Origin of the sequence: Sphingomonas sp. R86520 (assembly GCF_042466285.1) — a bacterium.
Lineage (GTDB): Bacteria > Pseudomonadota > Alphaproteobacteria > Sphingomonadales > Sphingomonadaceae > Sphingomonas.
Genome location: NZ_JAXHBZ010000001.1, coordinates 3970828 through 3986020 on the forward strand (window position 1 = coordinate 3970828; position 15193 = coordinate 3986020).

14 protein-coding genes and 1 pseudogene are annotated in these 15193 nt (G+C 66.2%); 7 read left to right on the forward strand and 8 right to left on the reverse strand.

Translation table 11 applies throughout. The annotated features are described in order from the left end of the window. Positions 1 to 108: 108 nt before the first annotated feature. Entirely contained in the window at positions 109 to 2232 is a 2124-nt protein-coding gene (locus SJY41_RS18330; protein ID WP_380783646.1) for a site-2 protease family protein, read from the forward strand. Here the strand turns inward: SJY41_RS18330 and SJY41_RS18335 are convergent. After that, positions 2225 to 2425 (reverse strand): annotated as a pseudogene (locus SJY41_RS18335) (transposase); the annotation flags it as partial. The gene SJY41_RS18330 and the pseudogene SJY41_RS18335 sit on opposite strands and share 8 nt — an antisense overlap. 151 nt (positions 2426 to 2576) lie before the next feature. Between SJY41_RS18335 and SJY41_RS18340 the strand changes: the two are divergent. After that, complete coding sequence (locus SJY41_RS18340) at positions 2577 to 3407, forward strand: 23S rRNA (adenine(2030)-N(6))-methyltransferase RlmJ (RefSeq protein ID WP_380783647.1); 831 nt, start codon at positions 2577 to 2579, stop codon at positions 3405 to 3407. A gap of 346 nt (positions 3408 to 3753) precedes the next feature. Here SJY41_RS18340 and SJY41_RS18345 read toward each other — a convergent pair whose 3' ends face one another. From SJY41_RS18345 to SJY41_RS18375, 7 genes are all read right to left on the reverse strand, one after another. Continuing rightward, a complete protein-coding gene (locus SJY41_RS18345; RefSeq protein WP_380783648.1) occupies positions 3754 to 4602 on the reverse strand; it encodes a GyrI-like domain-containing protein in 849 nt (282 codons plus the stop codon). A 290-nt stretch (positions 4603 to 4892) separates the two neighbouring features. Then, positions 4893 to 7208 (reverse strand): TonB-dependent receptor, encoded by a 2316-nt coding sequence (locus SJY41_RS18350; RefSeq protein ID WP_380783649.1) that lies wholly within the window; start codon positions 7206 to 7208, stop codon positions 4893 to 4895. After that, positions 7138 to 8112 carry a FecR family protein gene (locus SJY41_RS18355; protein WP_380783650.1) on the reverse strand — a complete coding sequence of 325 codons (975 nt, stop codon included), beginning with the start codon at positions 8110 to 8112 and terminating at the stop codon, positions 7138 to 7140. Before SJY41_RS18355 ends, SJY41_RS18350 begins: the two co-directional genes overlap by 71 nt. 81 nt (positions 8113 to 8193) lie before the next feature. Continuing rightward, a complete protein-coding gene (locus SJY41_RS18360) occupies positions 8194 to 8739 on the reverse strand; it encodes an RNA polymerase sigma factor (RefSeq protein ID WP_380783651.1) in 546 nt (181 codons plus the stop codon). A gap of 25 nt (positions 8740 to 8764) precedes the next feature. Next, the gene (locus SJY41_RS18365; RefSeq protein WP_380783652.1) at positions 8765 to 8947 is read right to left on the reverse strand and encodes a hypothetical protein; all 183 of its coding nucleotides are present in this window, start codon (positions 8945 to 8947) and stop codon (positions 8765 to 8767) included. After that, complete coding sequence (locus SJY41_RS18370; protein ID WP_380783653.1) at positions 8944 to 10134, reverse strand: glycosyltransferase; 1191 nt, start codon at positions 10132 to 10134, stop codon at positions 8944 to 8946. The genes SJY41_RS18365 and SJY41_RS18370 overlap by 4 nt, the downstream gene beginning before the upstream one ends. Beyond that, on the reverse strand, positions 10131 to 10952 hold the full coding sequence (locus SJY41_RS18375) for a DUF2334 domain-containing protein (protein WP_380783654.1): 822 nt from the start codon (positions 10950 to 10952) through the stop codon (positions 10131 to 10133). Before SJY41_RS18375 ends, SJY41_RS18370 begins: the two co-directional genes overlap by 4 nt. 235 nt (positions 10953 to 11187) lie before the next feature. Here SJY41_RS18375 and SJY41_RS18380 point away from each other — a divergent pair, with 235 nt between their 5' ends. From SJY41_RS18380 to SJY41_RS18400, 5 genes are all read left to right on the forward strand, one after another. Further along, positions 11188 to 12108, forward strand: a complete 921-nt coding sequence (locus SJY41_RS18380) for a hypothetical protein (RefSeq protein ID WP_380783655.1) — start codon at positions 11188 to 11190, stop codon at positions 12106 to 12108. Then, a complete protein-coding gene (locus tag SJY41_RS18385; RefSeq protein WP_380784187.1) occupies positions 12108 to 12620 on the forward strand; it encodes a DUF2141 domain-containing protein in 513 nt (170 codons plus the stop codon). Before SJY41_RS18380 ends, SJY41_RS18385 begins: the two co-directional genes overlap by 1 nt. Before the next feature lie 184 nt (positions 12621 to 12804). Then, on the forward strand, positions 12805 to 13725 hold the full coding sequence (locus SJY41_RS18390; RefSeq protein WP_380783656.1) for a sphingomyelin phosphodiesterase: 921 nt from the start codon (positions 12805 to 12807) through the stop codon (positions 13723 to 13725). A gap of 285 nt (positions 13726 to 14010) precedes the next feature. Next, entirely contained in the window at positions 14011 to 14439 is a 429-nt protein-coding gene (locus SJY41_RS18395) for a hypothetical protein (protein WP_380783657.1), read from the forward strand. Positions 14440 to 14591: 152 nt separating this feature from the next. Then, positions 14592 to 15137, forward strand: coding sequence for a hypothetical protein (locus tag SJY41_RS18400; RefSeq protein WP_380783658.1), 546 nt, complete (start codon positions 14592 to 14594; stop codon positions 15135 to 15137). Positions 15138 to 15193: the final 56 nt, after the last annotated feature.

Here is a 15193-nt window from a genome sequence, read left to right on the forward strand (position 1 = left end):
ATACGCAACCCGAGTTTTCCCTTTCCTCCCCCTCCGTCAGGCTATGCCTGCCACCTCCCCCTGGCGGGGGGGGATCGCACACGCCCTTGTCGATCCTGAAGCGTCCGTATGACCGATACCTTTGCGCTCCCGCCGCTCCGCCAGGAACTCCGCGTAGAACCCGGCGCCGCGCTCCCGTCGGGCGCGCCAGGCTACGTCCTGTTCGATCCCTTGCGCCATCTGTTCTTCCAGATCGGCGCGCTCGAACACCGCGTCGCGTCGCTCTGGCGGCTTGGCGAAGCGCATGTCGTCCGCGACGCGCTGATCGTCGAAGGTGAGCACCCCGAAGACGCTGAAAGCGCGATCGTCGCCTTCCACGAGTTCGCGACCAGCAACGCGCTGACTCGCGATCCCCCTGGCGACGCCGTTCAGACGCTCGCCCAGCGTGACCGCGTCGCGCGCCGCGACTGGTGGCGCTGGCTACTCGACCACTATCTCTTCATTCGTATCCCCCTGGTCCGCCCTGCGGCGTTCCTGAATCGCACGCTTCCCACCGCGCGGAAGCTCTGGTCGCGGAGCGGGATCACGGCACTCGGCGTTCTCGCGCTGATCGGGCTGTTCCTCGTCAGCCGGCAATGGGACAGCTTTACCGGATCGTTCGCCGGCCTGCTGAGCGGGCAGGGGCTGTTCGCCTATGCCTGCGCGCTGCTCGTCGTGAAGGCGTGCCACGAGCTCGGCCACGCCTATACAGCAACACGCTATGGCTGCCGCGTGCCGGCGATGGGTGTCAGTTTCCTCGTGATGATGCCGGTGCTCTACACCGACACGAGCGCGGCCTGGCGACTCCGCTCGCGGCGGCAAAGGATGATGATCGATGCGGCTGGCATCTGCGCCGAGCTCAGCGTCGGGGCGGTCGCGATCTTCCTATGGTCGTTCTTGCCCGACGGTCCGATCCGCACCGCCGCCTTCATCCTCGCCACGACGAGTCTGGCGACCAGCCTGCTCGTGAACGCCAGCCCGTTCATGCGCTTCGACGGCTATTACATCCTGTCGGATCTGCTCGGCGTGCCGAACCTAGCCTCACGCGCGTTCGCATTCGGCCGCTGGCGGCTACGCGAACTGCTGTTCGATCTCGGCGAGCCCGCCCCCGAATGCGTTTCGGCCGCGCTGCAGCGTAACCTGATCGCGTACTCCGCCATCACCTTCTTCTACCGTGCGTCGCTGTACATCGGCATCGCGCTGTTCGTGTATCACGAGTTCTTCAAGGCACTCGGTCTCATCCTTTTCGCCGTGGAGGTTTGCGTGTTCCTCGCCCGTCCCGTCCTGTCCGAACTGCGCGAATGGCGGGCGCGCCGCGTCGCCATCGCCGCCAGCAAGCGCGCCAAGATGCTCGCGCTCGCCGCGGCAGGTCTGTTGGTCGCAGCCTTCCTGCCGCTCGATCGCTCGGTGTCGCTGCCAGCGGTCCTGGCGCCGATCGCCGACACGCCGATCGTGTCGGGCGACCCCGCCCGCGTCGAACGCGTCGCGGTCCGCAACGGCCAGATGGTCTCGGCAGGGCAGGTGCTGATCCAGCTGACCTCGCCCGACATCGTCCTCGGCGCGGCGCAGGCGAGACTCCGCATCGCCCAGCTCGAAAGCCAGCTCGCGCGCGGCGTCGCCGACCGCGTCGACCTCGCCGATGCCGGTGTCCTCGAACGCGACCTGATCGCCGAACGCGACCGACTCGCCGGCTTCGAACGCCGTCAGTCCGCGCTCACGATCCGCGCATCCGGTGCAGGCCGTATTGTCGATCTACCGGAAGGGCTCGCGCCCGGTGCCTGGACCGATGGCAAGACCCCATTGCTGCGCGTCGTCACGCCCGACCGGTTCGACGTGCATGCCTATGCCGCCGAGGATGACGCCTGGCGCATCGAACCCGCCACCACCGGGCGGTTCGTGCCTAGCGACGCCACCGCCGGATCTTGGCGCGTCCGCCTCGACGAGATCGGCGCAAGTGCGATCGCGACGCTTGACCAGCCTGCGCTCGCCGCCACCAATGGCGGCCCTATCGCGGTTGCGCCAGCCGGCAAGGACAAGCTCAAACCGGAGCGCGCCTTGATCGCGCTTCGCCTGATCGCCGAACGCGGTGACACCGTGGCGTTTCCGCAACCCGTCATCGGTTACATCATGCTGCCCGCGCACGGTGAAAGCCTTGCAGCAAGGCTCTCACGCTCGATCGGAAGAATTTTCGTCCGCGAGACTACGCTTAGCTAGGGTCAGGACCCATTGGCCATAGCCAGACGATGACCGTGGCAGCGAGGGCGACGGCGGAGAAGAAGACGGTTGGGCAACGATCGTAGCAGGTGGCGACGCGGCGCCAGTCCTTCAGGCGCCCGAACATGATCTCGATGCGGCTGCGGCGCCTGTAGCGGCGCTTGTCGTATCTGACGGGTTCGGGCCGATGCCGCTCACACTCGCTCGAGGCCTCGCGCAGAAGGGCGTTGAAGGTTTTCGCGCGACTTTATACTAGCGCCGGATTGGTCATTTCAATCGCCTCGCGCTCGGCACTCGCGGCCAGCAGCACGTATAAAGGTAGATCGTCAGGATTTTGAGTCGCAATGAATTATCGCCATTCCTTCCATGCTGGCAATAGCGCCGATGTCGTCAAGCACAGCCTATTGATCGCTCTCGTGCGGGCCTTGCAGCAAAAACCGGGCGCGCTGACCCTGATCGACACCCATGCCGGCTGCGGGCTGTACGACCTCGACGGCGAGGACGCTCAACGCACCGGCGAGTCCACACAGGGCGTGCTGCGAGCCCTTGCCGACCCGAACCCCTTGCTGGACGACTACCGCGCTGCCGTACAGGCGGTGAATGTCGGGACCGAGCCGCACTTCTACCCCGGCTCGCCGCGGATTCTGGCGCAGCTGCTGCGGCCGCAGGATTTCCTGATCCTGAACGAAAAGCATCCCGACGACGCCTATACCTTGCGCGGCGTGATGCGCGACACATCCGCTGCCGTCCATGAGCGCGACGCCTACGAGCTTTGGCTGGCGATGCTGCCGCCCCGAACCGCCCGCGGCGTGGTGGTGGTCGACCCGCCGTACGAGCAACTCGATGACCGCGACCGTATCACGGCCACCCTAGCCGCGGCTTACCGTAAATGGGCGCATGGCGTGACGGTGATCTGGTATCCGTTGAAAGACCGCGCCACGCATTGGCGGTGGAAGGAGCAGTTGCGCAGGCTCGGCATCCCGAAATTCCTCGGCGTGGAGCATTGGTTGTACGATGACGATCAGCCCGGCATCTATAACGGCGCCGGCCTTTACATCGTCAACCCGCCCTACGCCTTCGTGCAGGCGCTGCCGCCGATGCTGGAAGCCCTGCGTGACGTGCTGGCGCCGGAAGACCATAGGGGCGAGCTCACGACCGAGTGGTTGGCGCATTGAATTAAAGCCTGCATCGCCCCGTTCGTCCACGGGAGGGATCGTCGCACTGCAGGTTGCAAGCAGGGCATCTCGACAGCATCGCTTGCCGTCGGAATGGGCTGGTGACCATTGATGCACGCGCTCCGCGTTCACCGGGCCGCGCCGATCGTTTCGCGTCTTCCGGAAACAGTCGATTGCCGACGACGCTGGGTCGCGCAACGAAGTCCTGATTCCTGTCTTTAGAAGGCCGATTGTCGACGCGTAACGCCGGCATGAATGAATGTCCGGGGTTGGCAGGCATGGAGCCGCGGCTGAACGTCTGCGACTGGGGCTAGCGGCATTCGTCCCGCGATGGGCTTGGCCGTGTCTATCGCAGTGGCAGGAACAGGTCCGTGATCGCTTCATGTGCCGGCACGAGCGGGAAGAACGTCTTGCGTTCACAATAGAGCGGGAAGTCTCGCGGTTCTTCGCCGCTTCCGGGCAGCCAGTCCCGGTATAGGAAAAGCGCTGCCGGCTCGAGGTCCTCGGTCGCGGTGCCCAGCACGCGCAGGGCCGCCACCCTGCCGCCGGGAATGGTTGCGGCCTCTACCCCATCGTCATTGGCGGCGATCGCACGATCCGTCGCGACGCAGATCTGCATCCGGAACTCAGCCGGTGGGGTGACACGCGTGTCGGTCGGGAAGATGCCGTAAATCGGCAAGTCGGGATCGGTCAGGCCGTTCGCTTGGCGCCACGCAATGAAGCGCGCCACGGTGGCCGCGATCGTCGCGGGCTCGCCAATATGCGTCATGCTCGCCACCGTCGTCGACGGCAGCTCGCAAATGGTCACGTCGCCGGGTGAAAAGATGGGCACCAACTGACTCCTTGCTTGATGGAACGTCGAGAATGCCTCGTCCAATGCGGCCCAGTCCGGGGCCGCGCGAAAAGCCGACGGTGCCTGTCCAAAGCGTTGACGAAAAGCGCGGGCGAACGCGTCGGGAGCGTCATAGCCCGCCTCCAGCGCGACATCTGTCACGCTCGAGCCAGGCGCGTGTGCCAGACGATGCGTGGCGCGCTTGAGCCGGGCGAGCTGGACGTAACGGTGCACCGTCAAGCCGAACACTGCCGTGAACTGGCGGTGGAAGTGGTACTTGGAGAACGCGGCGATCCCGCTCAGCACCTGAAGGTCGAGACTGTCGTCGAGGTGCCGATCAATGTGATCGAGCACGCGCACCATACGTGCACGGTAATGCTGTGGCGGTTCGACTGGCGCGTTCTTCATGAGTGCTACGTAGCGCGGCTCTGGCAGCGTTCGCTCGACCAATCTTGCTATTCTGCGTGACACTCTGGCGCGGAGTTGGCGGCAGCGCTCCCTTTCCATGAACGGCTGTCCGCTACGGGCAGCGCAGATAGTGCCAAAGGGGCAAATTGTCGGTCAGGTGCGACTGCAGGTAGGGGGCGCAGGAATCCGCTGCTTTCGATGCAGCGCGGCCCTCCGTCACGGTCGCGACTTCGGTCGCCGGCCTGTTACATATCGATCGCGAACCGCAGCGTGATCGCGCGCGGGCGGATCGGGACGGTCTGCGTCGTCGCCGCCAGCGTGAACGGATTGCCGAAACCAAAGCTGTTGCCGCGCCCGTCGAGCAGATTTTCGATATCCATCGACCAGTGGCGTGGACCGTCGGCGAGCGTCACGCCCGTGCCGATCGTGACATAATCCCCCGCAGGCCGGTCGAGCGCAGGGTCGAAGCTCAGCCGGGTCTGGCCGATATAGCGCGCGGTGAGATAACCGCTCGCGGGCAGGCTGATCAGCGAGAATCGCCGCGTCACTCCGATCCGCGCGGAATAATCGGGGACTACCGGCAGGCGGCGATCGTCCGGGTCGACCCGGTCGTCTGCAGGCGAGGTGAGCCGCGCGCGCTGGATCGTGGTGCCGAAGTCGATCATGGTACGCCCGGCATCGAACCGTCCGCCGAACTCGACTCCATAATTGGTCGCGTTGCCGGCATCGACGGTGCCAAACAACCCGTCCGACCCGACGACGTCGCTGCGCAGATGCTCGCACAACGCGCCGAAGATCGCACCGCTGAGACTGAGCCGATCGTCGAGCCCGCGGATGCGCCAGCCGAATTCGAGGCTCTGCAGTTCGTCGCCCGGAATACGCTGTTCGCTGGTGGCGATAGCGCGCGTTACGCCGGCCGGCCGGATCGCGCTGGCATACCGCACCCAGAGCAGCCCGGTATCGTCGCGGTGCCAGCTCAGCGTGGCACTCGGGGTGACGCCTAGCTTTGTGGTGCTCTGCTCGTCAGGGCCCTGTTGTTCGATGTCGCTGACCGTGACGAAGCCGCGCAGGCCGAGCTTGAAATCGAGTGCGGGGGTCAGGCGTTGGGTGCCTTCCGCGAACACGGCCGCCTCGAATACCGCCTCCTTGTCGTCGCGCGCGAGAATGTCCGTACCGACGGAATCGAAGCGTCCCTTGAGACGGGTGGTCGCATCAAGCATGGACGCGCCGACGATCCACGGATGACGTGCGGTCGGGTCGCTGAGGCGGATTTCCTGCGTCACCAGCCGGATCGACCGATCCTCGTCATAGGCGACGGGGACGGTAGTGCCGAGCGACGCCGCCATGCTGCTCGCGTCGTAGGTGCTGCCAAAATCATGCGAGACGATCGCGGTCGTAGATTGTGCGTCCAGGCTGCCGATCGGGCCGTGGATATCGAGCATACCCGATACGAAATCATTGTCCTGCGGTTCGGCGATCGAGGTCGCGCGCGACAGGCCCTTCGTCGCATACTGACTGTCGCGCGCGTCGATCCATTGACCGATGCCGCTGGCGGTCGCGGTCCAGCCATTGCCGATCGCCCAGCGCAGCGCCGCGCGGCCGCCGCTGCGGGCGGTGCGGTTGACGTCGCGCTTACCGCGTCCGGTGTCGTCGATCCAGCCCGGCATCGTCTCGGTCCAGGCGGATGCCCTGAGCGCGAGCCGTCCGGCGAGGATCGGTACGTTGACCGTGCCGTCGAGCGCGCCGCCGACCGCGCCGTTGTTGATCCCGGTCGCTTCGCCCGCGACGGTGCCCGAGACGCGATCGAGGTCGGGCACAGTGGTGACGATCCGGATGACGCCGCCGAGCGCGCCGGTGCCGTACAGCGTGCCCTGCGGTCCGCGGAGGATCTCGACGCGGTCGATATCGACCATGCGGAGATCAGGATCGGGCGAGGAATAGCCGATCCGTGCGTCGTCGACATACAGGCTGACGAGCGACTGGCTGGTGCCGTTGAACGCGCTGTCGGCGACGCCGCGCAGGAACACGCGGTCGCGGCCGGGGCCCAGATTGGTCGAGAACGCGCCATCGGTGGTGGCGAGCAGGTCGACGAGGCCGCGCTTGCCGGCGAGGCGGTCGAGCGCGTGGTTGCCGACGATCGTGATCGAAACGGGGAGGTCGGAAAGGCGTTCGTCGCGCTTGCTGGCGGTGACGATGATGTCGGCGCCTTCGGTCGGCGGGGGCGTGGTGGCGCGCGTATCGGCGGCGCGCAATCGCGCAGCGCGGCGCGGCTCGGGTTCGATCCGCCAGGTCGTCGCATCGACGCGAACCGCGCGGAGATGGGTTCCCGACAACAGGCGCTTCAGCGCTTGCGCGACATCCGATGCGTCGATCTTCCGGGTGTGCGTCGCGGGCAGCGTGCCGGCCATGCCGATCGAGATGCCGGTCTGCCGCGCGAGCGCATCGAGCGCGGTGCGGAGCGACCCCGCCGGAATGACGATGTTCGCAGACCTAGCGGCCGCCGGTGCGCTCGATATGCACGACGCCATCAGCACGACGCAGGCGTAGCGGCAAGACCGCACCAAGCTGATCAAGGAGCCGCGAGCCGTCGCCAATCGTCAAAACCCCGGAGAAACGCAGGCCGGCGGCGGACGGATCGACCACCAGCGGTGCCTGCGCATACCGCGATATGTCGGCGGCAACCAGCGGCAACGGCGCGCCGTCATAGCTCAGCCGACCGTCACTCCAGTCGGCGACCGACGCGGGGGCAATCGACCGCCGCTCGGCGATCCCTGCGGCCGGATCGATGTCGAGACGCTGGCCTGCGACGAGCGTCGTCGGCGCACTCCCGTCGGGGGCGTGCGGTGCGACGCTGACGCTGCCCTCGGCCACCTCAACCGAGACTTTGCCGCGCGTGTTGACCACGGCAAAACGCGTGCCGACGTCGCGGATGTCGTAGCCCCCGGCGCGGACGATCAACGTGCGTGACGGATCGTGGCGGACCGAGAAGCTTGCCGCGCCAGCCGCGAGTTCGATCAACGGGGTCTTGCCGCCCGATACCGACACGCGGGTCCCGCGATCGAGCTGCATCGCACTGCCATCGGCGAGCGTCACCGCGCGCGTGTCGCCGGCGCTGGTCGCATAGCTCTGCGCGGTGTCGGTGACGGTCGGTGCGACGAGCAGCAAGGCGAGGCCTGCGGCGAGGGCACCGCCGGTCCCCGCCGCGGCCCATCGCCAGCGGGTCGGGCGGGCGACAGGAGCCGCATCGGTGGCCTCATCGTCGTTGGCGGGCATAAGTGCGGCAATCGCGGGCGCTGCCCGGCCGATCTCGGCGTCGAGCAGCGCAACCGAATCATAGGCGGTGCGGTGCGACGGATCGGCCGCCAGCCAATCGCCAAAGCCCGCCCAATCCATGTCGGACGCATCGATCCGCGCGTGCCAGGCGGCCGCGGTGTCGATCGGGTCCTGCGTCGTTGCGTCCATCATCGCGCCCTCGTTCCGAGCGAATGCCCCCCGCTCGTATCATAGACGCCACCGCCGATACGATACCGCAGCTCGCCGTAACACTCAGTCATCGAGCGCCTTTCGCAGATGGCGCAGCGCGACCGCGATGTGCTTTTCGACCGCGCTGCGACTGATGCCGAACTCGGCCGCGACCTCGGCATGCGACCGGCCATCGATCTTGTGACGGCGAAACACACGCATCGCGCCTTCGGGCGGTCCGGCAAGCGCGGCGGCCAGATGCGCGACGCGTTCGCGACCTGCGACTGCGTCGAACGCGGAGGGTGAATCGTCGATCGCCTCGGAACCCGCGACCGAGATCATTGTATCGACATACCCTGCATCGCGGCGCACGCGACGACCGCTGGCACGGACGCGATCGAGCACGATGTTCATGCCAACCCGGTGCAGATACGCGAGCGGGTTGGCGATCGGGGCTCCGACAGGGTCGGCGATATGCAGCCAGATCTCCTGCACGACGTCTTCGGCTTCCGCGACACTGCCGGTTCGTCCGGCGAAAAACCGGACGAGCTGCGAGCGGTTCGCCGCGAGCACTGCCGACAGGCCGGCAGGCGGAGGACTGTCGATGTCGGCTACGGCGCGGCTCCACAACGCAGGGGCCGCAGCAGATACCGGGTCAAGCCGTCCTTGTCGTTATCAAATCCCAACCCCGCGCCAGTAGGCGCCAACCGAGGATCACGCCGATGGCGACGAGCAGCAGCGCCGCTGCAACGAACGACAGATAGAATAGAGGTTCGGCCCACGGAGAGTGGCCGGTCTCGGATCGGGTCGTCTCGATCCGGCGTGCGATCGCGCTCATCGGCCGGTTCCTGCTCGACGCATCGGGGTGGGCAGGCCAGCGCGGTAGAGCGCCAGCAATGCATCGAAATGATCGTCCATCGTCCGGACCGGGCGATCCGGTCGGCCGGTACCCTGCGCGTCGATCGCGCCAGCGACGCCTAGGATCGCGTCGGCAGCGGCTTGCGCATCGCCCGACGCGTACAGAGCACCGCCGTTGGCGCGGGCAAGGTCGGCCGCACCACCGCGATCCGGCGCGATCAGCGTCAGCCCGGATGCGATCGCCTCGGCAGCGACGAAGCAGAACGTCTCCGCCTCGCAGCCGTGGATGAGCGCGTCCGCGCTCGCCATCAGCCGTGCCAGCGCGCCACGCTCCCGGACCGGATCGAGCAGTCGGACGTGCGGGTTGTCGCCGATCGCATCGATCACCCGGCGCTGGCGTCCGCCGCCGCCGATGACCAGCAACCCGACCGGCGCCTGCGTTCCGGCGATCGCCGCCGCCTGCGCAACCATGTCCCAGCGCTTTTCGGGCGCATGCCGGCCGACGCCGATCAGCAGCAACGCATCCTCGCCGAGCCCGCACAGCGCCAGCATCTCGCGCCGCAGGTCGGCATCGCGCAGACGCGGCGAGAACTGGCCCGGCTCGACCCCCATCGGATCGGTCATCACTTTCCGCAGGCCGCCGTCGCGCAGCCGCTGCGTCAGGCTTTCGCTCGCGCTGACGATATGGTCGAACTGCGCGTCGAGCCGGCGGAGGTGGCGCCAGTACCAGTCGAACGCACGATCGATGACCTGCGTCGAAGCGACGTTGCCGAACCATCGATAGGCATAGGCGGAAAGCGGGTCGGCATGCGCGATCAGGGACAGCCGCGCGCGCGATCCCGAGCGTGTCCGCCAGTCCGCGACCATCGATGCGCTGCGCCACGGCGAGGAGACCTCGACGACGTCGGCATCCTCCTCGTCCAGCACCGCGTGCAGCGCCTCGCGGTCGGCGAAATAGCGGTAGGAGCGGTCGAGCGGGAAGCGCGGCGAGCGCAGCCAGCGGACGCGGGCGTTGGGGCCGCGCTGTTCCTCGCGGTCCTCTTCGCCAGGCGCGATGACGACAATCTCGTGCCCACGTGCGGCGAGCGCGACGAGCTTGCGGTCGATATAGGTGCGTACGCCGCCCCCGGTCGGCGTGTAGAACGCGCAGACGTCGACGATCTTCATGCCACCACCTGCCCGGTCACGCGATCACGGACGAGGTCGGCATAGCGCGAGACGGTGCGGCGTTCGGCCAGCGTTCGCAGCGTGCGGTCGATGCTGGTCAGCAGCGAATCCTTGGTGACGTCGCCCGGGTGGACCGCGACGCGCATCGTCGGCATCCAGTCCGGCATCGTGCGCGCCACCGCGGCGACCGCGAGCGAACTCGCGGTACGCGCCGGCGATCGACTTGCCCAGGTGACGACCGGGCCGCGTGCGACGATCGCGCCGGTGCGGGGCTGCCAGACCCGGAAATGATCTTCGGCGAGCGCGAAGTCGCAGGCCTTCAGCGCGGCGTGCGCGCCCGGACCGTATAGCCATGCGGGGGCGATGAACCCGGCGACCGGACGGCCGATCGCCTGCTCGACCATGTCGCGGCCGGCGCGCATGCGATTTTCCGCCTCGTCCGCGTCGAGCCCGAGGAACTCGCCTTCGCCGGCGGTCATGTATTTGGCTTTCAACGCACGCGCGGTTCGCTGGTGTGCGCTCGCATCGCGGTGAAACCAGCCGTGCAGGAACATCTCGACTCCGGCGTCCGCCCATTCGCGCAGGCGGCGACCAAAGCCAGGATCGCGGTCGAGCCGCGCTGCGCCCCAATGATCGGGAACCACTAGCATCGCGAAGCGCGGGCCGCCGAGGATCGCTTCGATCCGCTCGGCGAGCATTGCGATCGGGACGGCGAACGTCGGCGAGACGTCGTGGATCGAGACAATCAGCCGCTTGTCCGGCGCGGAGCCTTCGCGTGAGGCCTTTTCAGGGACGGCCGTGCGTTCGGAATTGACCATGGTCTCGCTCTCGTCGTGAACTCGCTGATGATGGGACGGCGCCGCTCGGATCGGGCCGCAGTCTGACCCCGTCCTCCACCGAAATTATTTTACGAGTGCGCCCAGGGACGGCTGCGGTTCGTCGCGGTGGGCGGCGTCCCCTCGACATGACGACCTTCAGCCAGCCTGTCCCAACTGCCGCCAGCGTTGGCTGGGGGCGCCCTTCCCGATCCAGCAGTCCCGAGAGGATCGTCGCATGAACCAGCCGCTTGCGCTGACGCGTGCCGAGATATTTCCGCCTTTGACGCCGACGGTCGTCCGCAAGCCCTTCCTCGCCCGCTGGCTGGCGCCCCTTCTATCCGCGGCGATCCTGATTGCGGCGCTGTGGCAATTGCGCAGCCTCGACGTGGCCGCAACGCTGCATCTGGTGCCGCGCTCACCGCTGTTCTGGACGATCTTCGCGGCCGGCTATCTGGTGACCCCGTTCAGCGAATGGGTAATCTACCGGCGGCTCTGGCAACTTCCCGCCAGCGGTATTCTTGCGCTGCTGCGCAAGCGGATCAGCAACGAGATCGTGCTCGGCTATTCGGGCGAGCTGTATTTCTATGGCTGGGCGCGCAAGCACGCGACGATGGTCGGGACGCCGTTCGGCGCGATCAAGGACGTGTCGATCCTGTCTGCGGTGGTCGCCAACGTCTGTACGCTCGGGCTCGCCCTGGTCAGCTGGCAGTCGCTGGGGGCGCTGCATCTCGGCACCGACGCCAAGGTGATGATCGCGTCGGCGGCAAGTATGGCGATCCCCTCGATCGTCACGCTGGCGATGCGCAAGACGCTGCTGACGCTGCCGCGGCCCGAGCTGACGCGGATCGCGGTCATCCATTTCGTGCGGATCGTTGCGACGACGCTGTTCGCAGCACTCCTCTGGGCGGCCGTCATGCCCACGGCACCGCTTGCCTGGTGGCTGGCGCTGGCGACGCTGAGATTGTTGGTGTCGCGACTGCCGCTGCTGCCGAACAAGGACATCGTGTTCGCCGGGCTGGTTGCGTTCACCGTCGGGCGGACCTCCGACGTGACCGCTGTCCTGACGATGATCGCGGGGCTGTGGCTCGTCACCCATCTGCTGCTCGGCGCCACGCTGACCGCCGTCGAACTCGTCACCATGGAGCGTACCAAGTGATCCTGCTTGCCCTGTCCCTTGCCACTGCGCCCGCCGTCACGCCCCCCTCGACCCCGCGGCTGGGAACGGTCGAAGCGCGCTGCCGTCCGAACGAACCGGGCCCCGCGCTGATCGTCGATGTCGACGGGCTGAAGGACCGCGCCGGCGTGCTGCGTGCCGAACTTTACCCCGCACGCGACGGGGATTTCCTCGCCGACGACAACGTCCTGATCGGGCAGGGCAAGACGTTCCGGCGCTCCGTTATCACGATGCCGGCGACCGGCGCGGTCTCGCTATGCCTGCGCGTCCCCAGACCCGGCACCTACGCGCTCAGCGTCGTGCATGCGCGCGATGGCGGCCACGGCTTCAGCCTGCTTCACGACGGCATCGGCTTTGCCAGCAATCCCAAGCTCGGTCATGCGAAACCGCACGCGGCGCAAGCAATGGTCGCGGTAGGCGCGGGCATCACGACCACGCACGTCGTGATGAACTATCGCAGCGGATTGTTCTCGTTCGCGCCGCTCAAGCCATAATCCTGCCGAGCCTGAAAATGCGACTGTGGACGACGGTCAACGGCGGCGTCTACCGAACGAGAAGACAGGGAAACTCAACATAATGATACGGTATCTCGGCGTTGCCCTGGCGGCAGCCGCGTCTGTCCACGCACCTGCGACGGCTGGCTCCGTAGCCGGACCGGTAGCCCGCGATGTGACTCTGATGACCTATAATGTCCACGGCCTGCCATGGCCGATCGCCAGCGATCGGTCGGCGGATCTCGCTGCGATCGGCACCAGGTTGAGGACGATGCGCGACACCGGCGATCAACCCGGCATCGTCGTGTTACAGGAGGCGTTCGTCGACAACGCCAAGGCAATCGGCCGCACGGCCGGCTATCGGTATGCCGTCTTCGGCCCCGGCGAGGACGATGCCGCCACGGTGCCGCGTCCCGACGGCGGGTTCGTCGCCGACGGCAGCCGCATGGTCGGCGAGCGGCTTGGCAAGCATCTCGACAGCGGCCTCGCGATCTTCTCCGACTATCCGATCCTGGCGGTGCGGCGCTTGGCCTATCCGGTTTGCGCCGGCTATGATTGCCTCGCCAACAAGGGCGCGGTTGCGGCGCTGATCGTGGTACCGGGTATCGCCAAGCCGATCGTCGTGGTCGATACGCATCTGAACAGTAACGAGGCGTCGGGCGCGGGATCGCCGCGCGCGACTTATGCCTATCGTCGCCAGATCGATCTACTCGCGAACTTCGTCGCCTCGCTCGAAGCCGGCGACCGTCCCGTGCTGGTCGCGGGAGATTTCAACGTCGGCCAGGATCTGCGGCGCAGGACCCATTTCGACGTCCGCATGCTGAATGGCGGGGCCGCGTTGCAGGCCGCCGTCGCATCCTGCCGGACCGCGAGGTGTCCGATCGCCGAGCCATCGGACATGGCGTTCTCGATCGGTCGTGCGAAGGACTGGATGATGTTCCGTCCGTCCTCGACCGTCGCGATCCGCCCGATTGCACTCGCAGCACCGTTCGGTCACGCCGCGAACGGTGCGATGCTGTCGGACCACGTCGGCATATCCGTGCGCTATCGGATCGACATGCTCGCGACGCCGGCCTCGTCGACGATCATGATGGCCAGTCGATAAGATGATCGCGGTGATGCGAGCCCGAGGGGGTTTGCATCACCCGCGCTTCTCAGGAGTTGGAGCCTCGGGCACACCCGGAGCGGCTCAATCAGCCGACGTTCCGCTTGTCCCTCACAGTCAAACCGGTCGGCAACGATCGCAAGTGTGTCCATCGCCTCGATCATCGATGACGTCCGATGGCTTCACGGAAGGGCGAGCCCGACGCAGCCGTTAAAGGCTGGGAAGGTCTTAGGGGCTAGACCGCGCTCCAACGTGGCATGGAGCCACGCGTGCGGAGTAGGCAACTTGGCGACTTCCCTCTCGGTTCGGTTGTTCGCTGTCTTGTTCGCGATCAGTCTGCTGTTTTCGGCGGCACTGACTTACTATGCCACGCACACGATGAGTTTCGCCTTTCCGATCGCACCCGAGGCGATGACGACGTTGGTCATGCGGATCCAGGCGATCCGGGCGGCCGGCTTGGGGGTAGCCCTGTTCCTGATGTTACTGGTCGTCCTTTCGGCGTCGCGCGCCGCTCGCACCGCGCTAGCTTTCCGCTGGCTTCTCGGTGTCATGACGAGCGTTGCGTTTCTGCGCGGATCAGGGCTGATCCATCCGCTGGCGCAGCATGAGACCGCGATCATCGCAACGTCGGCTTTCCAACTCGCCCTGGAGGCGTTGGCGATCCTGTTTCTTTACGGTGAGGATGCCACCGATTGGTTCGAAGCGCGCCGCTGACGATGTCACGGCCGCGTTGTTCATCGTCGTCGCAGCGCAAATCCGCTATGGCGGGAACGCCCATATTCGGACGCGGAGAGGCCCCTTGCGGCTGCTCGATAGCCGACATTTAAGTGTCTCGCCCTTCGCCTTCAGCGTTGGTAAGTGGAAGCGTGACAAACAGCTTCGACCTGATCACTCATCCCGATCAAATCCAGCCAGATTTTGCCTTTTACTCGATCTTTTTGACGGCAGGTGCGGTCCTCGTAGTGCTTACGGCCATTGCTGCTCGCCAAAGGTGGAGGATACACAAGAATCTGCTGTTTTTCACGCCGGTATGGGTCATTCTATCGATTGTTCTCCTTGCTCTAGATGCGCGAGATACGTTGCAGGTTCGTTCGCTTGTTAAACAAGGGGACATCCATACAGTCGAGGGCTGTCTGTCGAGCTTCCATTCTGGATTGGCGGAAGGATCGAAAACGTCTTCTGGCGATGAGCGCTGGAGCGTTGCAAGTGAGGATTTTGCTTACGGCGCAGGTGAAGTTAGGCCGGGCTATCATCTTGTTGAGGAAAATGAAGGGATCGTTCATGCCACCAGCAGAGTGCGCGTCTCTTTCGTCTTGAGTCCCTACTACGGACGTAAGGAGATTGTGCGGCTGATAGTCCTCAGACCGTCTTGTCCATCTGCTCCTGATCGGAACCAAACGTCTGGTTCGTGACGTCGCCACCCGGAAGCCGCCAGTCCGCTTTCCTTCCAACACGGCACCGACGCGGG